The sequence below is a fragment of the Nitrosospira multiformis genome (assembly GCF_900103165.1).
GTDB lineage: Bacteria > Pseudomonadota > Gammaproteobacteria > Burkholderiales > Nitrosomonadaceae > Nitrosospira > Nitrosospira multiformis_D.
In genome coordinates this window covers 384,144-400,202 of the sequence record NZ_FNKY01000001.1, presented here as the reverse complement: position 1 = coordinate 400,202, position 16,059 = coordinate 384,144, and the positions used below count along the sequence as shown (strand labels likewise).

The following is a 16,059-nucleotide window of genomic DNA, read 5'->3' as shown; positions in this document are numbered from 1 at the left end:
GGTTGCATCCCCGGATCGATTTTACTGCATCTTTTTTCAATTCCGAATTCGTATCAAGCAAGAAAATTTCATTGTTCGGATTTAATTAAGAAACGGACTCCGAATTTTTTTAGTTGAAACTTTGAACTTATAGACTTGCCTCTTATTCTTAGTGTTTTGCAGCAGCTATAAGGTTATAGAATAACACAATTACTGACATTCGCAATAGGGTTATTTTGGCGAAATAAAGATTGAGAAGATGCTTTTATGTGCGTGGGAATATCTCATGGGTATCAGCTAAGCAAGGATAATCTGGAGACCATCTCACGGGGCGGGACCTAACATCGGGTTTTCGTAATTATTATTGGGTCGTACTGTTATCAGTAATCAAGTGGGGGGAAATATGAGTAGTAAAGTAACAGCAGCGCTGGCAGGAGTTCTGACGCTCGCCATGTATTCCGGATTGGGAATGGCGGCGGCGGATCCTTACCAGTTGAACTTGCCCGAGCCGCAGACGATTATCGCCAGACAGATCTATGATCAGCATACGCTGGCCTTATGGATATGCCTGGTTATTTTTATCGGCGTATTTGGCACCATGTTTTATTCGGTGCTCAAGCACCGCAAGGATGCGGGTTACAAAGCTGCGAATTTCCATCACAGCACCACGGTGGAGATCATCTGGACCATCATCCCGTTCTTCATTCTGATTGGCATGGCCTATCCGGCCACCAAGACCATCATCGCCATGAAAGATACCTCCAGCCCGGACATCACCATCAAGACGACGGGCTACCAGTGGAAATGGGGCTATGACTACATTACAGGCGAGGGGGAAGGCATCAGTTTCCTGAGTGCGCTGGCTACCTCCAAGGCGCAAATCGAGAACAAGGAAAGCAAAGGCGAGAATTATCTGCTGGAAGTGGACAACCCGCTGGTGGTGCCCACAGGCAAGAAAATACGGATACTGCTTACCGCCAACGACGTGATCCATGCCTGGTGGGTTCCGGCATTAGGGGCCAAGCAGGACGCCATTCCCGGATTCATCCGCGACACCTGGTTCACGGTAGACAAGCCTGGCACCTATCGGGGGCAGTGCGCCGAGCTCTGTGGCAAGGAACACGGCTTCATGCCGATCGTGGTGGAAGCGCTGGAGCCGGAGAAATACGCCCAGTGGGTGGCTGAGCAGAAAAAGAAAACCGCGGTGGCGGCTGTTGACGCCAACAAGACCTTCACGCTGGATGAGCTGAAAGCCGAAGGCGAGAAAGTCTATGCGGGCAACTGTGCCGCTTGCCATCAGGCCAATGGCAAGGGTGTTCCGGGGGCGTTTGCCGCACTGGATGGATCGAAGATTGCCACGGGTCCCAAGGCCGAGCATATCAACATAGTAATGAATGGAAAAACCGGCACAGCAATGGCAGCTTTCCAGCATCTGTCGGATGTACAAATCGCGGCGGTGGTCACCTACGAGCGCAATGCCTGGGGCAATACGACAGGCGACGTGGTGCAGCCATCGGAAATCAACGAACTCAGAAAATAGTATCAAGGAGGAAACCATGGCAGCAGTACACGATCACGACATTGCACACGCGCACGACCATCACCCCAGCGGCATGATGCGCTGGCTGATGACCACCAACCACAAAGATATTGGTTCGATGTATCTCTGGTTCAGCTTCATGATGTTCCTTACGGGGGGTGTGATGGCGCTGACTATCCGGGCCGAGCTGTTCATGCCTGGCATCCAGATCGTCCAGCCGGAGTTCTTTAATCAGTTGACCACCATGCATGGCCTGGTGATGGTGTTCGGTGCCATCATGCCGGCGTTTGTCGGTTTTGCCAACTGGCAGATACCGATGATGATCGGCGCGCCGGACATGGCATTCGCCCGCATGAACAACTGGAGCTTCTGGCTACTGCCCCCGGCGGCACTACTGCTGATCACCTCGTTTTTTGTACCGGGTGGCGCGGCGGCGGGCGGCTGGACGATTTATCCGCCGCTGTCGGTGCAAATGGGCATGGGTATGGACATGGCAATCTTTGCCCTTCATATCATGGGTGCTTCTTCCATCATGGGATCAATCAACATTATCACCACCATTCTTAATATGCGCGCGCCGGGCATGACGCTGATGAAGATGCCATTGTTCGTCTGGACCTGGCTTATCACGGCGTATCTGCTGGTCATGGTGATGCCGGTGCTGGCGGGAGCCGTTACCATGTTGTTGACCGACCGCAACTTTGGCACCAATTTCTTTAACGCGGCGGGTGGGGGCGACCCGGTGATGTTCCAGCATATTTTCTGGTTCTTCGGGCACCCGGAAGTCTACATCATGATTTTGCCGGCATTCGGTATCGTTTCGGAAATCATCCCGACGTTTGCGCGCAAACCGTTGTTCGGCTATTCCTCGATGGTTTATGCGACCGCCTCGATTGCCATCCTGTCCTGCATCGTCTGGGCGCATCACATGTTCACTGCCGGCATGCCGGTAACCGGGCAGCTGTTTTTCATGTACGCAACCATGCTGATCGCGATACCGACCGGCGTGAAAGTCTTCAACTGGACCGCTACCATGTGGCGCGGTGCCATGACCTTCGAAACGCCCATGCTGTTTGCTATCGGCTTCATCTTCCTGTTTACCATCGGTGGTTTCAGCGGTGTTATTTGTGCGATCGTGCCGATAGATATTCAGGTACAGGATACCTACTATGTAATTGCGCACTTCCATTATGTGCTGGTATCGGGTGCGCTGTTTTCCATATTTGGTGGAGCCTATTATTGGATGCCGAAGTGGACCGGGCACATGTATGACGAGACGCTGGGCAAATGGCATTTCTGGCTGTCGATGTTCTTTTTCAACCTCACCTTCTTCGTACAGCACTTCCTGGGACTGGCGGGCATGCCACGCCGTATTCCCGACTATGCCCTGCAGTTCGCCGATTTCAACATGATTTCCAGCATCGGCGCCTTTGGGTTTGGTTTTAGCCAGCTGTTGTTCCTCTATGTGTTGCTGAAGTGCATCCGTGGCGGAGAAAAAGCGCCGGCGAAGCCTTGGGAAGGCGCGACGACGCTGGAGTGGACGCTGCCGTCGCCAGCACCTTATCATAGCTTCGAGACGCCCCCGGTCGTCAGATAATAAACGGGTACGATATGTCAGCAGAAGATGCCCAAAGAAGGCGTGGAGTAATCAGAACGGGGTTGATTCTGCTGGCAATCGTAGTAGCTCTCTTCGTCGCAGTCATTATAAAGAACTGGAAATGAGCGTAATCCAATCCAATTCCTTGATCATGAAGAAGCTGCTGATTTTTACAGTGGCCATGTTTGGTTTTGGCTTTGCGCTAGTGCCGTTTTATGAAAAGATTTGCGAAGTTACAGGGATTAATAATTTACTGCAGGCGGATACGCTGGCGGAAAATACGCAAGTAGATACCACTCGGTGGGTAACGGTACAGTTGGACGCGAATACACGCGGGCTACCGTGGGAATTCAAACCGCTGCAATCCACCGTACGCATACATCCTGGTGAATTGGTGCAGGTAATGTACGAAGTCAGAAATAATTCAAATCGCGAAATTAACGGTCAGGCGATACCTAGTTATAGCCCGCAATTGCTGGCTAAACATTTGAAAAAGCTTGAGTGTTTTTGTTTCAGTAAACAGGTGTTAAAGCCGAACGAGGTCAGGCAGATGCCGGTTCAATTCATGATTGAGCCTGGTTTGCCTGCTGATTATGATACCGTGACCATTTCGTATACATTCTTTGAGCTTGGAAACGACAAGACTGCTGATGCAGATAGTCGGACGGATAAGAGTTGACAGAGGGCGATGACAAGCCCGCGAAGGGGACATTCATGCAAGCAATGAAAGCCGTATCATGGGCTTTTTTCGGTGTGCGAAAGCATACCGATCATGACCATGATGCCGCAACCCTGACGATGGGACAGGTGATTATTGCGGGAATCGTTGGTGCGGCATTGTTTGTGGTGGGCGTATTATTGCTGGTTAAGTTTGTAACAAGTTAGAAATTAATTAATTATACGCGGGAGATTCAACATGAGCCAAGAAGCAGGTCACGGTCATTACTACGTTCCGGCCCCATCGACTTACCCGATGACCGGGTCGATAGCGCTGTTATTCATGGGTTTTGGTGCGGCTTTTTCAGTCAATAGACTTCCGATTGGTTATGGGCTACTGGCAATTGGCTTTGCCATCCTCTTTTATATGTGTTTTGTCTGGTTCCGCACGGTGGCGCGAGAGAGCGAAGGCGGCAAGTACAGCTCGCAGGTGGGTGCCTCTTTTCGCTGGGGGATGAGCTGGTTCATTTTCTCTGAAGTGATGTTCTTTGCTGCTTTCTTCGGGGCGCTGTTCTACATGCGGATCTTTTCGATTCCCTGGCTTTCTGATTTGGAGCACAAGATTCTGTGGCCGGATTTCACGGGCATTTGGCCTACGGCGGGTCCCGGGATCAGCGAGAAGTTCATGCCCATGGGACCGTGGGGGCTTCCGGCCATCAATACCCTGATACTGTTGACATCGGGCGTGACGGTGACCTGGGCGCACTGGGCACTCAAGCTGAACAAGCGTGGGCAGCTGAAAATGGGCTTGTTTCTGACGTTTGCGCTGGGATTCCTATTCGTCGGCCTGCAGGCGTATGAATATGGCCATGCCTATTCCGATCTCAACCTCAAGCTTACGACCGGTGCCTACGGTGCGACGTTTTACATGCTGACCGGTTTTCACGGCTTCCATGTGACGCTGGGTTCCATCATGCTGCTAGTGATATGGTTTCGTGTCATGGCGGGTCATTTCACGCCCGAGAATCACTTTGGTTTTGAGGGCGTCGCCTGGTACTGGCACTTTGTGGATGTGGTCTGGCTGGGGCTGTTTATCTTTGTATACTGGCTGATATAAGCAGTCTGTCCGGACTTGAGGAACCGAACTTTTACAGTCGTTATCTTTAAGTCCGGCAAGCTGTTAAATTGGTATGAAGCCTATATAGGTTCCCAGCATCAGCAGGGCGAAGAGGAACATTGAAAAACCAATGCGAAGGGTCAGGGACCTGACCGTGCGCGTACCCTGCCCCTTGTCTTTGACCAGGTAATACAAAGCGGACGCCAAGCTAGCGAGTATGAAGAATAGAAATAGTACAACGACGATTTTCAAGGCTAATTTCCGTAATTGTTGGATTCAGGAACAAGTTTAGCCCAGTTCCGCACACTATCCAATGACTATTTCAGGCTGGCGATTTACGCCGCGATTATGGTCAACAGTGGCTGCAGCAGTCGTTATAGTAATCATGCTGCAACTTGGTAACTGGCAGCTTTCCCGGGCTCGGGAAAAGGAATCGAGGCAGGAACAGCTGGATTCGCGCTCACAGCAGCCGGCAGTAGCGTTACCTGCGGCCCCTGTCAAGCTAGAGGATTTGCAATACCGGCGTATCGAAGCGAGTGGCGTGTATTTACCGGAATATACGATATACATCGATAACAAGATATATCAAGGGGTTGCGGGATACCATATCATCACGCCGCTAAGAGTCGGCACAAGTTCCATGCATGTTCTGGTAAATCGTGGTTGGGCGGCTGCAGACCCTGACAGGAGCAAGTTGCCCCAGGTATCTACCCCCGATGGTTCGGTCAGGGTGTCAGGAGTAGCAACAACAGCAACACAGAAAACGCTGGAGCTTTCTAGTGAACTGGTATCTGGCCAGGTATGGGCAAATCTCGATTTGGAGCGCTATCGCACAGCTACCGGATTGACGTTACAGCCTGTAATGATATTGCAACAGGATGATGTGAAAGATGGCTTGGTGCGGCAGTGGGTTCGGCCGGACTCGGGTGCCGGCAAAAACCTCGGTTATGCCTTTCAATGGTTCGCAATGGCGCTCGCCGTATCGATTATTTATTTGGTGTTAAGTGTTAAACGAGAGCATTCCGAAAGCGGCAAGAACAAATAGGCGTACGCTGATCCTGTTGCTGGTGTTGATGGGCGCGCCGATTATCGCCTCTTATATGCTTTATTTTGGGGAAGTACGACCTGGAAGCGTTAATTATGGTGAATTGCTTGAGGTGAAACCCTTGGTGGGGGATGCTTTGAATCAATCCAACAATACCATTTTTCGCATACGCGACCTGCGCGGAAAATGGGCGTTGATATCGGTAGATTCAGGAAAATGCGATGAATATTGCCGGAAAAAACTCTATTACATGCGCCAGGTCCGGTTGGTGCAAAACACCGAAAAAGATCGCATAGAGCGGGTATGGCTGATTGACGATCCGGAAATGCCGGCGCCTGAAATTGCGGGGGAGTTCGAGGGTACATGGCGGATCAATGCCAAAGATAGCGACATACTTTCGCAACTTCCGGCAAAGGATTCACGGCATGATCACATATATCTGATAGATCCCATAGGAAACCTGATGATGCGTTTTCCCAAAAATCCCGATCCAGCGCTCATGGCAAAAGATATTAAACGGCTGCTCAAAGTTTCTCAATTGGAACATGCAATGGGAACGGATTCAAAGCATTAAAGTGAATAAATATCCTGGGGGATCCAGAACTTTATCTTGGACCTCAGGTGCAGGAAAATAGATCGCAGCTGCAAATAATTTAGTATTTATGAGACAGGAGCAGGTAGTTGTGCCTGCGACAGATGAATTAGGAGGTAATAATTATGGCTACTACATTGGCTTGGCAACAAACCGCTTCGCGTGTGCAGGAATTTTACCGGTTAACCAAACCGAGAGTCGTCTCGCTCATCGTTTTTACTGCGTTTATCGGCATGTTTCTCTCAGTCCCCGGTGCGGTTCCATTAAATGCGCTGATATTCGGCACGCTGGGGATTGCGCTTGTGGCAGGTGCGGCCGCGGCAGTCAACTGCTTGGTGGAACAAAAGCTCGATGCCGTCATGGCGCGTACGCGTGCCAGGCCGTTACCACGGGGAAAGGTAACTTCTCCGGAAACTTTATTTTTTCTGGCGCTGGTTGGTGGAGCGGGATTGCTCATTCTTCATGAGCTGGTCAATCCCTTAACCATGTGGCTTACGCTCGGCACATTCGTCGGCTATGCAATCATCTATACGGTCATACTGAAGCCAATGACGCCGCAGAATATAGTGATCGGCGGTGCTTCCGGCGCAATGCCACCTGTACTGGGCTGGGCGGCGGTGACGGGCGAAGTGACCGCTGATGCGTTACTCCTTTTTCTCATCATTTTCGCTTGGACTCCTCCTCATTTCTGGGCGCTAGCGCTCTACCGGAAGTTGGAATATGCAAAAGTGGGAATGCCGATGTTGCCGGTAACCCATGGCGACAAGTTTACGCGTCTGCATGTTCTTCTATACACGCTAATACTCATCGGCGTGACGCTTATGCCCTATGCCACCCAAATGAGCGGGCTCATCTATCTAATCGGTGCGGCGGTATTGGATGCGGTATTTCTGTACTATGCAGTAAAGATTTATCTCGACTACAGTGATCAGCTTGCGCGAAGAGCCTTCCGGTACTCGATTTTTTATCTGGCGGCGTTGTTCGTTGTGTTGCTGGTAGATCATTACATCCGGTTCTGAACAATTTCGCATGAGGTATCGTGCCTTCTATGCGGCTATAGTATGGTCGGCGGCGCTTGTTTTGGCGGCTTGCGGGAATACCGCCAAGCCCACTTTTCTAGCAACGGATATTACGGGCGCCGAATTCGGCAAGGATTTCAAACTCACCGACCATACGGGTAAATCCAGAACCCTGGCTGATTTCAAAGGTAAAGCCGTAGTTCTCTTTTTCGGATACACGCACTGCCCCGACATATGCCCCGCCACCATGGTAGAAATCGCCGCTGCCCTGCAGAAGCTGGATAAGGACGCGGCGCGTGTGCAGGTGTTATTTGTCACGGTTGATCCGGAACGTGATACCCCCGAACGCTTAGCGCAATACCTATCGGCATTCAGCCCGGCATTTCTGGGTCTATACGGTGATCCGCAATCAACCAGAGACATCGCCAGCGAATTCAAGATCGTTTATCAGAAGCAGATGATGAACTCGCCGGATCATCACACCATGGATCACTCTTCCGGTACCTATATTTTCGATCCCAAGGGAAAACTCAGGTTGTACGTAAGCAATGGCGCTGGCCGGGATGTTTTCGCCCGGGATATCGCGGAGCTATTGAGGACATCCGCATAACGGCGAGCGTAACTGAGAAAGGGGCACAGGGGGCGCCACGGCCCTGTGTCATGCTCTGGAGGCAGCGATACGTTACACTTATTATGGATCCCACGGGAATAACTTTCCCGGGTTAAGGATATTGCGGGGATCAAATACCCGCTTGATATCTTTCATCAATGCCAGCGTTGTCGTGTCAATCTCCTTGCCTACGTATGCGCGCTTCTCACTACCCACCCCATGTTCACCCGATAACGTACCATTGAGCCTGATTACCAGATCGAACATCTCATTCAGGCATCTCTCCGCGCGATCCATTTCATCGCCGATATCCGGGTTTACCAGCAGATTGACATGAATGTTGCCGTTACCCGCATGACCAAAATTGACGTTGGCAATCCCATAATCATCCGTCAGCTGCGCCAAGCCATCCAGAAAATCGGGTAATGCTGAAACCGGCACGACCACATCCTCGTTGATTTTTTTTGGCGCGATATCGCGCAATAGCGGGGATAGCGTTTTACGCGCCCGCCACAAGGTAGCGGCATCCGCGACTTCCCCGGCGAGAATCAGTCCCGAATTGCGGCAGGCATCAAGAATCGACGCACTTGACTCCGAAATGCTATGAGAAGGCCCATCCACCTCGATCATCAGCATGGCACGGGAGCTACCGGGCACCAAGTCCGGGAAGTGTCCCCGAATCAAATCGAGTGCGCCCGCATCCAGAAATTCCAGCGCACTAGGGGTCTCGGGAAGTGCCATCACCTTAACGATGGCGGATGCGCAACTTCTGACATCACGATAATGCGCGGTGATTCCCCCAACCGCTTGAGGGAGAGGAGTGAGCTTGAGTGTCGCCTCGGTGATGACGGCCAGCGTACCCTCCGAGCCAATTAAAAGCCGCGTTAAATCGTAGCCCACCACACCTTTCGTGGTATAGCACCCGGTTTTGATAAACTTACCTGCTCCTGTCACGGCTCTCAGCCCCAGCACGTGGTCCCGTGTCGTTCCATATTTCACCGCATGGGGTCCGCCCGCGGAGGTGGCAAGGTTCCCGCCTATACTCGAATAGGCGGCACTGGATGGGTCGGGCGGCCAAAAAAAACCATAGGGCTTGACAGCCTCCTGTATTGACTGATTGAGGACGCCCGGTTCGGCAACAATCACACGGTTGGCGGGATCAACTGAAACAACACGCAGCATGCGTTCCAGCGATAACGCGACACCCCCCTGTTCGGGAAGACTTCCTCCCGACGTCCCAGTGCCGCGTCCACGCGGGGTGAGCGGGATTTCATGATCATTGCAAAGTGCCACAATAGCCTGAACTTCCGCTGCCGTCACCGGAAACGCAACCGCCGCAGGCGGAAAGATTTTTCGGCTATTGTCGTAGGCATAGGCGTAACAATCCACCGGGTCCGTGAGCAGCCGATCAGGAGGCAAAAGATCCCGGAGCCGGGCGACGAAGTCAACAGGAAGCATTCAAGAAAAATCGCTAGACAGGGCCGACAGTATTGAACGACTCAATGACAGGATCCTTCACCAAAACACGTATCAATCCGGGCGTGCGAAATCTCAGATTACAAATCCGACCATCCGATCCGCAATCCGGAGTATCAGTCGGGTTCCGATATCCCTGCCAATAGCGGTCAACCCTGGTATTCAAAAACCTTGACCACTTTCTTCACGCCACTGGTCAAACTCGCAACCTCCACCGCGCTATCAGCCTCCTTGCGGCTTACCATACCCAGCAGGAACACCACACCGTTTTCCGTAATAACTTTCACATGATTGACCTGGAATTTCCCGGCATCCATAAAGCGGCCCTTCACTTTGGAGGTAATCAACGCATCATTACTACGAGACATGAATGAGCTTATTTCGGCCACGACTATTTCGTTAGTGACATTGCGCACGTTCTCGACACCTTTGACAAGATCCCCAATCTCCTTTTTCGCAGCCTCGGACGGAACCTCACCGGTGAGCAAGACGTTGCGATTAAAGCTGGTGACATTAACATGAGCATCACTCCCGAATTTTTCACTGATGCGCCGTCCACCCTTTATTTCGATCCCTTCGTCCTCGACGAAAATACCTCCTGTTCGCCGGTCTTGAGATACCGCCACGCCTGTACCGACACCAGATACGACACCAGCCGCTATCAACACGGCGCACCCCGGAAGAAACGGAAATAGCAGCACAAGTAAAAACAGCCATCCCCCCTTCAAACTTTTCATCAATGTTCCCTTTGTAAAAAAACACATTTTCCTGTCCCGCCTGGCAGCCTGTCGGGATTAAAGAAAATCAACTGCTGCAAAAGCTGAATATCAAGGCGCCGCACCGGCTTGTATTTCGCCACCTCTTCGGCCAACGGAATTATCAGCTTTCAGAATCTTCAAAATCTATCCTCATCAGCCGGATCTTTGCTTCGATTCTTCAAGCTCGGCAAGCTACTGAAGGTGTTCATCGTGCTTCACGGCAGAAATGGCAACCAGGAATGCGATCTCTGCGACTTAGGGCCTGTTAACAACACTATTCCTCAAAGGCATTTTTGATCCATTCCATCTCCTCCCCGCTCTGACCCGATAGCAGTACCGCATCAAACCGGCACGGAGGCGCCATCTTTAAACCGGCAAGATAATGACGCGCTGTTCGTAACAGCTTCGCCTGCTTGAATGACGTAATGCTAGCTGCTGCCCCGCCAAAAATCAAACTCGTACGCAACCGTACCTCAACAAATACCAGCATCTCCCCATCTTGCATGATGAGATCAATTTCACCAAAACGGCACCGGTAATTTCGCTCAAGCAAGCGAAGGCGCTGGCGTAAAAGAAATGTCTCGGCACATCGCTCGGCCTCGCTGCCCTTCATATCCTAATGTCCCTACAATTCTCGCTCCAAACGACAGGATATCCAATTTCTGTCCTTGCCGTTGCGCGTAACGGAGCATATAAAGAAGAAAATTGAGGGCTTCCGTTTCAGCCGGGCGCCAGCCAGTCAGCCGCTATATTTTACAATGTCCCGCAATCCAGCATAGCGCTTTATCGTGAGTTCATGAATTACACACAGATAATCAGTAATTCAGAGGGGAACTAAAGGTAGCTGCCCCTAACGGTCCAAAAAACACGCTGCGGTTATCTCGTTTCGCGCGTGCGCATCTATCATAAAATCACCCCAGCCCGATTGAAAAACCAACAGATCGCTTTATCCCAAATCTGGAAGTTGACGGTCCATACGCCTGATTTAGGTTTATAGTGCGACGATCCATACCGGCAAGTCCCAATAGAATGAATCACAATAATATGATATCCACCAGCACGCTATATATCGTTGCCACACCCATAGGAAACCTGCGCGACATTAGTCTTCGGGCGCTGGATATACTTGCGGCGGTGGATGTGGTCGCTGCTGAAGATACCCGCACGACAGCGCGTTTATTGGCACATTATTCGATAGCCAAAAAGATGATGGCGCTGCATCAGCACAACGAGCGCGCCATGGCAGAAAAGGTCGTGAATTTTCTCGCCCAGGGAAAATCCATCGCTCTCGTCACTGACGCAGGTACACCGGGAATCTCCGATCCGGGGAGCGCGCTGGTTAGCCTGGTGCGGGATCAAGGCTACAAAGTAACCCCGATTCCCGGCGCCAACGCGGCCATATGTGCCCTGTCCGCATCAGGGATTACCATGCCCCATTTTTTGTTTTATGGATTTCTCCCCGTCAATTCCGGGCCGCGCAAGCGCGAATTGGAGGCATTAAAACCGCTGCCTTACACGCTGGTATTTTACGAGGCCCCTCATCGCATACTTGGCTGCGTGGCTGATCTGGCTGAGGTGCTGGGCATGCATCGCCAACTCATTATTGCCAGAGAGCTGACCAAATTATTCGAAACGTTACACCGCTGCGTTTTGCATGATGCTCCCGCATGGTTGCAGGCCGACGCTAACCATCAAAAGGGCGAGTTCGTATTACTTGTGTCTGGCGCGGAGATCCGAACTGAAGAGAAAGTCAGCGATCAGGCACGACGTACGCTGGCGCTATTATTGGAAGATCTGCCGCTGAAGCAGGCCGTCAAGCTAGCTACGGAGATAACTGGTGAAAGCAAAAACATGTTGTATGCCTTGGCATTGGTACTAAAAGGTGAGACAAATAGCAGAGCATAGGCATTGTCATTAGCGGTGGACTTAATTGCCAACGAATGTTAGCGCTGCACGTGCAACTACAGCGAAATTCACAGCCTGCTATTTTTGATCCTCTGAGGGTCTTCGGTTATAATAGCCTCGTCGCATGGTTACAGCTTAAGTGGTTCTTGCGAACGTGGGTAGCCCCCACTGACATCTAAATATTCTGGAGATATCGACTATGAAAACACCTGCTACTTTTTATCATGCCGGTTGCCCCGTATGTGTCGAAGCCGAGCGTCAGATTGCTGATGCCCTGGATCCCACCCGTTACGATGTGGAACTTGTACATCTCGGCGAGCATGGAGATCGCATTGCAGCTGCTGAAGCGGCTGGCGTGAAGTCAGTACCCGCAATTGTAATCAACGGAGCACCTTTCCACATCAACTTTGGCGCCCCGATTTCCGCATTGAAATCCTAATTGCGATGGGAGGCGGGCGGATATGCCCGCCATTTACGCAAGCATCATTTTTCCGTCATCCACAATAGATTCCACTGTCAGAATCTCTCTCATCGGTACTCAATACCGGTTGTCCTCCTTAGCGCATGCTCGTTGATCGATGAGACGACTTCATGTAATGCTCTGCCAGCACAAAGATCAAGATCAGATGTTATATAGTCGTTATGGCGCACCTGGTCAGTTCAGTGCGTGCGAATATATAGAATTGCCTCCATCCGGCACACATTCAGGCTGCCATGGATCAATGATTTTACTATAGGAGAAAACATGGAACTCATTCTATGGCGTCATGCCGAAGCTGAGGATGGTGTACCCGATAGCGCACGGGAACTTACGGACAAGGGATTAAAACAAGCGCGAGTCATGGCTGAATGGCTTAAGCCAAGATTGCCAAAAAATATACGCATTATAGTCAGTCCCACCAGGCGCACCCAGCAGACCGCGGCGGCGTTGGACGGCGATTTCGAAACTGTCGGTGCAATCGGGCCGGGCGCTTCGGCAAAAGCAATTCTCGCCGCCGCGGAATGGCCAGATGCCAAAGGCGCGGTCATAGTAGTGGGCCATCAGCCCACACTTGGAGAAGTCGCGGCTTTTCTCATGTCAGGCGATCCCATGGAATGGAGCGTCCGGAAAGGCGCAATATGGTGGTTTAGCAACAAAAAGAAGGGAGACCTCGCTGAAGTGGTCTTGCATACCAGCATTTCTCCGGATATGTTGTAGTCTTGTGTGCAATTGCCCCGCGTTGCGCGCTGGCGCAATCCAACATACAGGTCGTGTACAATAGGAGCGGAATCCCGTTCAATCGGTGGCGACTATTAACCATTGCCCATTGCCGCAGGCACGCAGCAAATAAACCATTCAGTACACTAAACCCAATGAAAGGGCGTTCAGACTTATAACGTTTGTCGTCCTTCATATTGAAGTAAAGAAGGCGGAAGTACTTATGGGGCTCACTCCTAGCCGTATGGATCCCTTAGCCACCATCGTGCCGCCATCAGGTAAACCACGCACCTGCTTCAATGCATCCATATTCTGTTGATCCAGCAAGTAAACATTACAAACGTCATGCTATTAGAAACCGGTATCCAACGGGCGTTCAAAGTGTGCCGTTGCTGGTTTGGGCTGATTCCGGCCCGTCCGGAATGGCGAAATTTATGGGACATGGTGTTTTCTCGCCGAATCAATAAGCCTGTCAGTTGACCATGTATTTTTCACTCGTTTCTTAGCTCGGTACCACATGATCCGTAATGACTTTTTGCTCCAACCCGACTTTACCTTTTTGGTAAGTCTGCTCTTACCGCGGGATTCAGGATCGTGACCGGCGAAAACACGGGACCGAAAACAACGGTCAGACAGCAGTCTCTGGGCGTACTAAGTCTGGCCGCTCTGGGGGTGGTCTATGGCGACATTGGTACGAGCCCCTTATATGTCATGAAGACGGTTTTCGATCCCGTCTACGGGCTTGCGGTCAGCGAGGGCAATATAATCGGCATTATCTCGCTTATCTTCTGGGCGATCATGACGGTGGTGTCGCTCAAGTACATAACGTTGATCTTGCGTGCGGACAACAAGGGGGAGGGCGGCATCATGGCGTTGCTGTCGCTCGCCAGTTCTTCGGTCGCCAGTCATCCGCAACTGCGCAATATGCTATTCCTTATCGGTGGCTTCGGTGCGGCGCTGTTTTATGGTGACGGGGTTATAACACCGGCCATTTCGGTGCTGAGTGCCGTGGAGGGGCTGGAAGTGGCTACGCCGCTGCTCAAGCCGTACGTGGTACCCATCACGTTGACTGTACTGATTGCGCTTTTTTTAATCCAGCAGCGGGGAACGGGAGGAATCGGCGCCATGTTCGGACCGATCACCCTGATATGGTTCAGTACGCTCGCGCTTGCCGGTCTCGCCAATATTGGCGCCGCGCCACAGATATTGTCGGCGCTAAACCCGGTTCACGCCGTCGCCTTCTGCCTGAACAATGGGTGGCTGGCGTTCGTTGCTTTTGGCGCCGTGGTGCTCGCGATTACGGGTGGAGAGGCGCTCTATGCAGATATGGGACACTTTGGCGCCAAACCTATCCGTTTTGCCTGGTATGGATGTGTGCTGCCAGCGCTGACGTTGAATTATCTCGGGCAGGGAGCGCTGCTGCTCTCCAATCCACTAGCGATTTCCAACCCCTTCTATCTTTTGTTTCCCGCCTGGGCGCTTTATCCGGCTGTAGGATTGGCGACTATTGCCACCGTCATCGCATCACAAGCCGTTATCTCCGGTGTTTTTTCCATGACCAAGCAGGCTATCCAGCTGGGATTTCTGCCGCGCATGCAGATAAAACACACCTCTGATCGTAAGATCGGTCAGATATATATTCCCTTCGTCAATTGGACGCTGCTGGCAGCGGTAGTCATGGCGGTGCTGGGCTTTGGCTCATCCTCCAGTCTCGCGTCCGCGTATGGTTTTGCCGTAACCGCCACGATGGTCATTGAAACCCTGCTTACTTTCTTCGTACTTCGCTACGCCTGGAAATACTCCTGGTTTTTAGCTGTTTTTGCGACAATGATTTTCATTACCATCGATATGACATTTTTTGCGGCCACCACTCTGAAAATTGCCCAGGGCGGGTGGTTCCCGCTGGTAATCGGAGTGATAATTTTTACTATCATGGTTACCTGGCATCGCGGACGTCAAATTCTGTTCGAGCACCTGCGCTCGGCAGCTATTCCACTTGAGCCGTTTCTGGAATCGCTGATGGCGCACCCCCCGGCGCGCGTCGCCGGCACATCGATCTTTTTGACCGCCGATTTAGATGGAGTGCCTCATGCGCTACTGCATAATCTTGCCCATAACCAGGTTTTGCATGAGCGAGTGGTATTCTTGACAGTGGCTCTTTTGGAAACTCCTCGCGTTCTTAAAGACCAGCGAGTATCCGTAAAGTCATTAAACAATAACTGCTACCAAATTACTGTCCGTTACGGCTTCAAAGACGAACCCAACCTGCCATACGCACTGGAATTGTGCGAACCATATGGGCTTGTGTTCGAACCGCTTAAAACCTCCTATTTTCTGAGTCGCCAGATCGTCGTACCGAGTTCTGGTGCCGGCATGGCGTTGTGGCGGGAACGGCTTTTCGCAGCCATGACCCGCAATGCGAGCAATGCGGCGGAATATCTTAAGCTGCCCGCTAACCGGGTTCTTGAACTGGGGGCGCGGGTCGAGATCTAGCAGCCCGCCGGACTCAAAGCTATTGGCTGCAAAAGCCGGGGATAAAAGCATCGAGCCGGTCCATATTTCGATA

17 protein-coding genes are annotated in these 16,059 nt (G+C 51.6%); 13 read left to right on the top strand and 4 right to left on the bottom strand.

Features of this window, described 5'->3' with window-relative positions; all coding sequences use genetic code 11:
- Positions 1-382: 382 nt before the first annotated feature.
- The 5 genes from coxB to BLR00_RS01780 all read left to right on the top strand — a co-directional run bounded on the left by coxB (position 383) and on the right by BLR00_RS01780 (position 4,890).
- Complete coding sequence (gene coxB, locus BLR00_RS01800) at positions 383-1,519, top strand: cytochrome c oxidase subunit II (protein WP_081346614.1); 1,137 nt, start codon at positions 383-385, stop codon at positions 1,517-1,519.
- Positions 1,520-1,535: 16 nt separating this feature from the next.
- Positions 1,536-3,116 carry a cytochrome c oxidase subunit I gene (gene ctaD, locus BLR00_RS01795; protein WP_074630536.1) on the top strand — a complete coding sequence of 527 codons (1,581 nt, stop codon included), beginning with the start codon at positions 1,536-1,538 and terminating at the stop codon, positions 3,114-3,116.
- A gap of 121 nt (positions 3,117-3,237) precedes the next feature.
- Positions 3,238-3,795 carry a cytochrome c oxidase assembly protein gene (locus BLR00_RS01790; RefSeq protein ID WP_074630535.1) on the top strand — a complete coding sequence of 186 codons (558 nt, stop codon included), beginning with the start codon at positions 3,238-3,240 and terminating at the stop codon, positions 3,793-3,795.
- A gap of 35 nt (positions 3,796-3,830) precedes the next feature.
- Entirely contained in the window at positions 3,831-4,001 is a 171-nt protein-coding gene (locus BLR00_RS01785) for a DUF2970 domain-containing protein (RefSeq protein WP_074634075.1), read from the top strand.
- Between the two features lie 31 nt (positions 4,002-4,032).
- Positions 4,033-4,890 (top strand): cytochrome c oxidase subunit 3, encoded by an 858-nt coding sequence (locus BLR00_RS01780; RefSeq protein WP_074630534.1) that lies wholly within the window; start codon positions 4,033-4,035, stop codon positions 4,888-4,890.
- A gap of 63 nt (positions 4,891-4,953) precedes the next feature.
- Here BLR00_RS01780 and BLR00_RS01775 read toward each other — a convergent pair whose 3' ends face one another.
- Positions 4,954-5,142, bottom strand: a complete 189-nt coding sequence (locus tag BLR00_RS01775; protein WP_074630533.1) for a twin transmembrane helix small protein — start codon at positions 5,140-5,142, stop codon at positions 4,954-4,956.
- A gap of 61 nt (positions 5,143-5,203) precedes the next feature.
- On the opposite strand from BLR00_RS01775, the gene BLR00_RS01770 reads away from it, so the two are divergent.
- The 4 genes from BLR00_RS01770 to BLR00_RS01755 all read left to right on the top strand — a co-directional run bounded on the left by BLR00_RS01770 (position 5,204) and on the right by BLR00_RS01755 (position 8,156).
- A complete protein-coding gene (locus BLR00_RS01770; protein ID WP_074630532.1) occupies positions 5,204-5,935 on the top strand; it encodes an SURF1 family protein in 732 nt (243 codons plus the stop codon).
- On the top strand, positions 5,895-6,509 hold the full coding sequence (locus BLR00_RS16870; protein ID WP_074630531.1) for an SCO family protein: 615 nt from the start codon (positions 5,895-5,897) through the stop codon (positions 6,507-6,509). The genes BLR00_RS01770 and BLR00_RS16870 overlap by 41 nt, the downstream gene beginning before the upstream one ends.
- A 143-nt stretch (positions 6,510-6,652) precedes the next feature.
- Entirely contained in the window at positions 6,653-7,546 is an 894-nt protein-coding gene (cyoE, locus tag BLR00_RS01760; protein WP_074630530.1) for a heme o synthase, read from the top strand.
- Positions 7,547-7,556: 10 nt separating this feature from the next.
- A complete protein-coding gene (locus BLR00_RS01755; RefSeq protein WP_074630529.1) occupies positions 7,557-8,156 on the top strand; it encodes an SCO family protein in 600 nt (199 codons plus the stop codon).
- A gap of 81 nt (positions 8,157-8,237) precedes the next feature.
- On the opposite strand, the gene BLR00_RS01750 is transcribed toward BLR00_RS01755, so the two are convergent.
- From BLR00_RS01750 to BLR00_RS01740, 3 genes are all read right to left on the bottom strand, one after another.
- Positions 8,238-9,614 (bottom strand): FAD-binding oxidoreductase, encoded by a 1,377-nt coding sequence (locus BLR00_RS01750; protein WP_074630528.1) that lies wholly within the window; start codon positions 9,612-9,614, stop codon positions 8,238-8,240.
- A gap of 167 nt (positions 9,615-9,781) precedes the next feature.
- Entirely contained in the window at positions 9,782-10,369 is a 588-nt protein-coding gene (locus BLR00_RS01745; protein ID WP_074630527.1) for a BON domain-containing protein, read from the bottom strand.
- A 295-nt stretch (positions 10,370-10,664) separates the two neighbouring features.
- Entirely contained in the window at positions 10,665-11,003 is a 339-nt protein-coding gene (locus BLR00_RS01740) for a YraN family protein (RefSeq protein WP_074630526.1), read from the bottom strand.
- Between the two features lie 431 nt (positions 11,004-11,434).
- Between BLR00_RS01740 and rsmI the strand changes: the two genes are divergently transcribed.
- The 4 genes from rsmI (at position 11,435) to BLR00_RS01720 (ending at position 15,986) form a co-directional block, all read left to right on the top strand.
- Positions 11,435-12,295, top strand: coding sequence for a 16S rRNA (cytidine(1402)-2'-O)-methyltransferase (rsmI, locus tag BLR00_RS01735; protein WP_081346805.1), 861 nt, complete (start codon positions 11,435-11,437; stop codon positions 12,293-12,295).
- Positions 12,296-12,494: 199 nt separating this feature from the next.
- A complete protein-coding gene (locus BLR00_RS01730; protein WP_074630524.1) occupies positions 12,495-12,734 on the top strand; it encodes a thioredoxin in 240 nt (79 codons plus the stop codon).
- 306 nt (positions 12,735-13,040) lie between these two features.
- Positions 13,041-13,493, top strand: a complete 453-nt coding sequence (gene sixA / locus BLR00_RS01725) for a phosphohistidine phosphatase SixA (protein ID WP_074630523.1) — start codon at positions 13,041-13,043, stop codon at positions 13,491-13,493.
- Between the two features lie 594 nt (positions 13,494-14,087).
- A complete protein-coding gene (locus BLR00_RS01720) occupies positions 14,088-15,986 on the top strand; it encodes a potassium transporter Kup (RefSeq protein WP_074630522.1) in 1,899 nt (632 codons plus the stop codon).
- Positions 15,987-16,059 lie beyond the last annotated feature (73 nt).

What these genes read in the sequence shown, in the direction of transcription:
- coxB (WP_081346614.1), top strand. Translation starts at nt 383, where the DNA reads ATGAGTAGTAAAGTAACAGCAGCGCTGGCAGGAGTTCTGACGCTCGCC.
- ctaD (WP_074630536.1), top strand. Translation starts at nt 1,536, where the DNA reads ATGGCAGCAGTACACGATCACGACATTGCACACGCGCACGACCATCAC.
- BLR00_RS01790 (WP_074630535.1), top strand. Translation starts at nt 3,238, where the DNA reads ATGAGCGTAATCCAATCCAATTCCTTGATCATGAAGAAGCTGCTGATT.
- BLR00_RS01785 (WP_074634075.1), top strand. Translation starts at nt 3,831, where the DNA reads ATGCAAGCAATGAAAGCCGTATCATGGGCTTTTTTCGGTGTGCGAAAG.
- BLR00_RS01780 (WP_074630534.1), top strand. Translation starts at nt 4,033, where the DNA reads ATGAGCCAAGAAGCAGGTCACGGTCATTACTACGTTCCGGCCCCATCG.
- BLR00_RS01770 (WP_074630532.1), top strand. Translation starts at nt 5,204, where the DNA reads ATGACTATTTCAGGCTGGCGATTTACGCCGCGATTATGGTCAACAGTG.
- cyoE (WP_074630530.1), top strand. Translation starts at nt 6,653, where the DNA reads ATGGCTACTACATTGGCTTGGCAACAAACCGCTTCGCGTGTGCAGGAA.
- BLR00_RS01755 (WP_074630529.1), top strand. Translation starts at nt 7,557, where the DNA reads ATGAGGTATCGTGCCTTCTATGCGGCTATAGTATGGTCGGCGGCGCTT.
- BLR00_RS01750 (WP_074630528.1), bottom strand. Translation starts at nt 9,614, where the DNA reads ATGCTTCCTGTTGACTTCGTCGCCCGGCTCCGGGATCTTTTGCCTCCT.
- BLR00_RS01745 (WP_074630527.1), bottom strand. Translation starts at nt 10,369, where the DNA reads ATGAAAAGTTTGAAGGGGGGATGGCTGTTTTTACTTGTGCTGCTATTT.
- BLR00_RS01740 (WP_074630526.1), bottom strand. Translation starts at nt 11,003, where the DNA reads ATGAAGGGCAGCGAGGCCGAGCGATGTGCCGAGACATTTCTTTTACGC.
- rsmI (WP_081346805.1), top strand. Translation starts at nt 11,435, where the DNA reads ATGATATCCACCAGCACGCTATATATCGTTGCCACACCCATAGGAAAC.
- BLR00_RS01730 (WP_074630524.1), top strand. Translation starts at nt 12,495, where the DNA reads ATGAAAACACCTGCTACTTTTTATCATGCCGGTTGCCCCGTATGTGTC.
- sixA (WP_074630523.1), top strand. Translation starts at nt 13,041, where the DNA reads ATGGAACTCATTCTATGGCGTCATGCCGAAGCTGAGGATGGTGTACCC.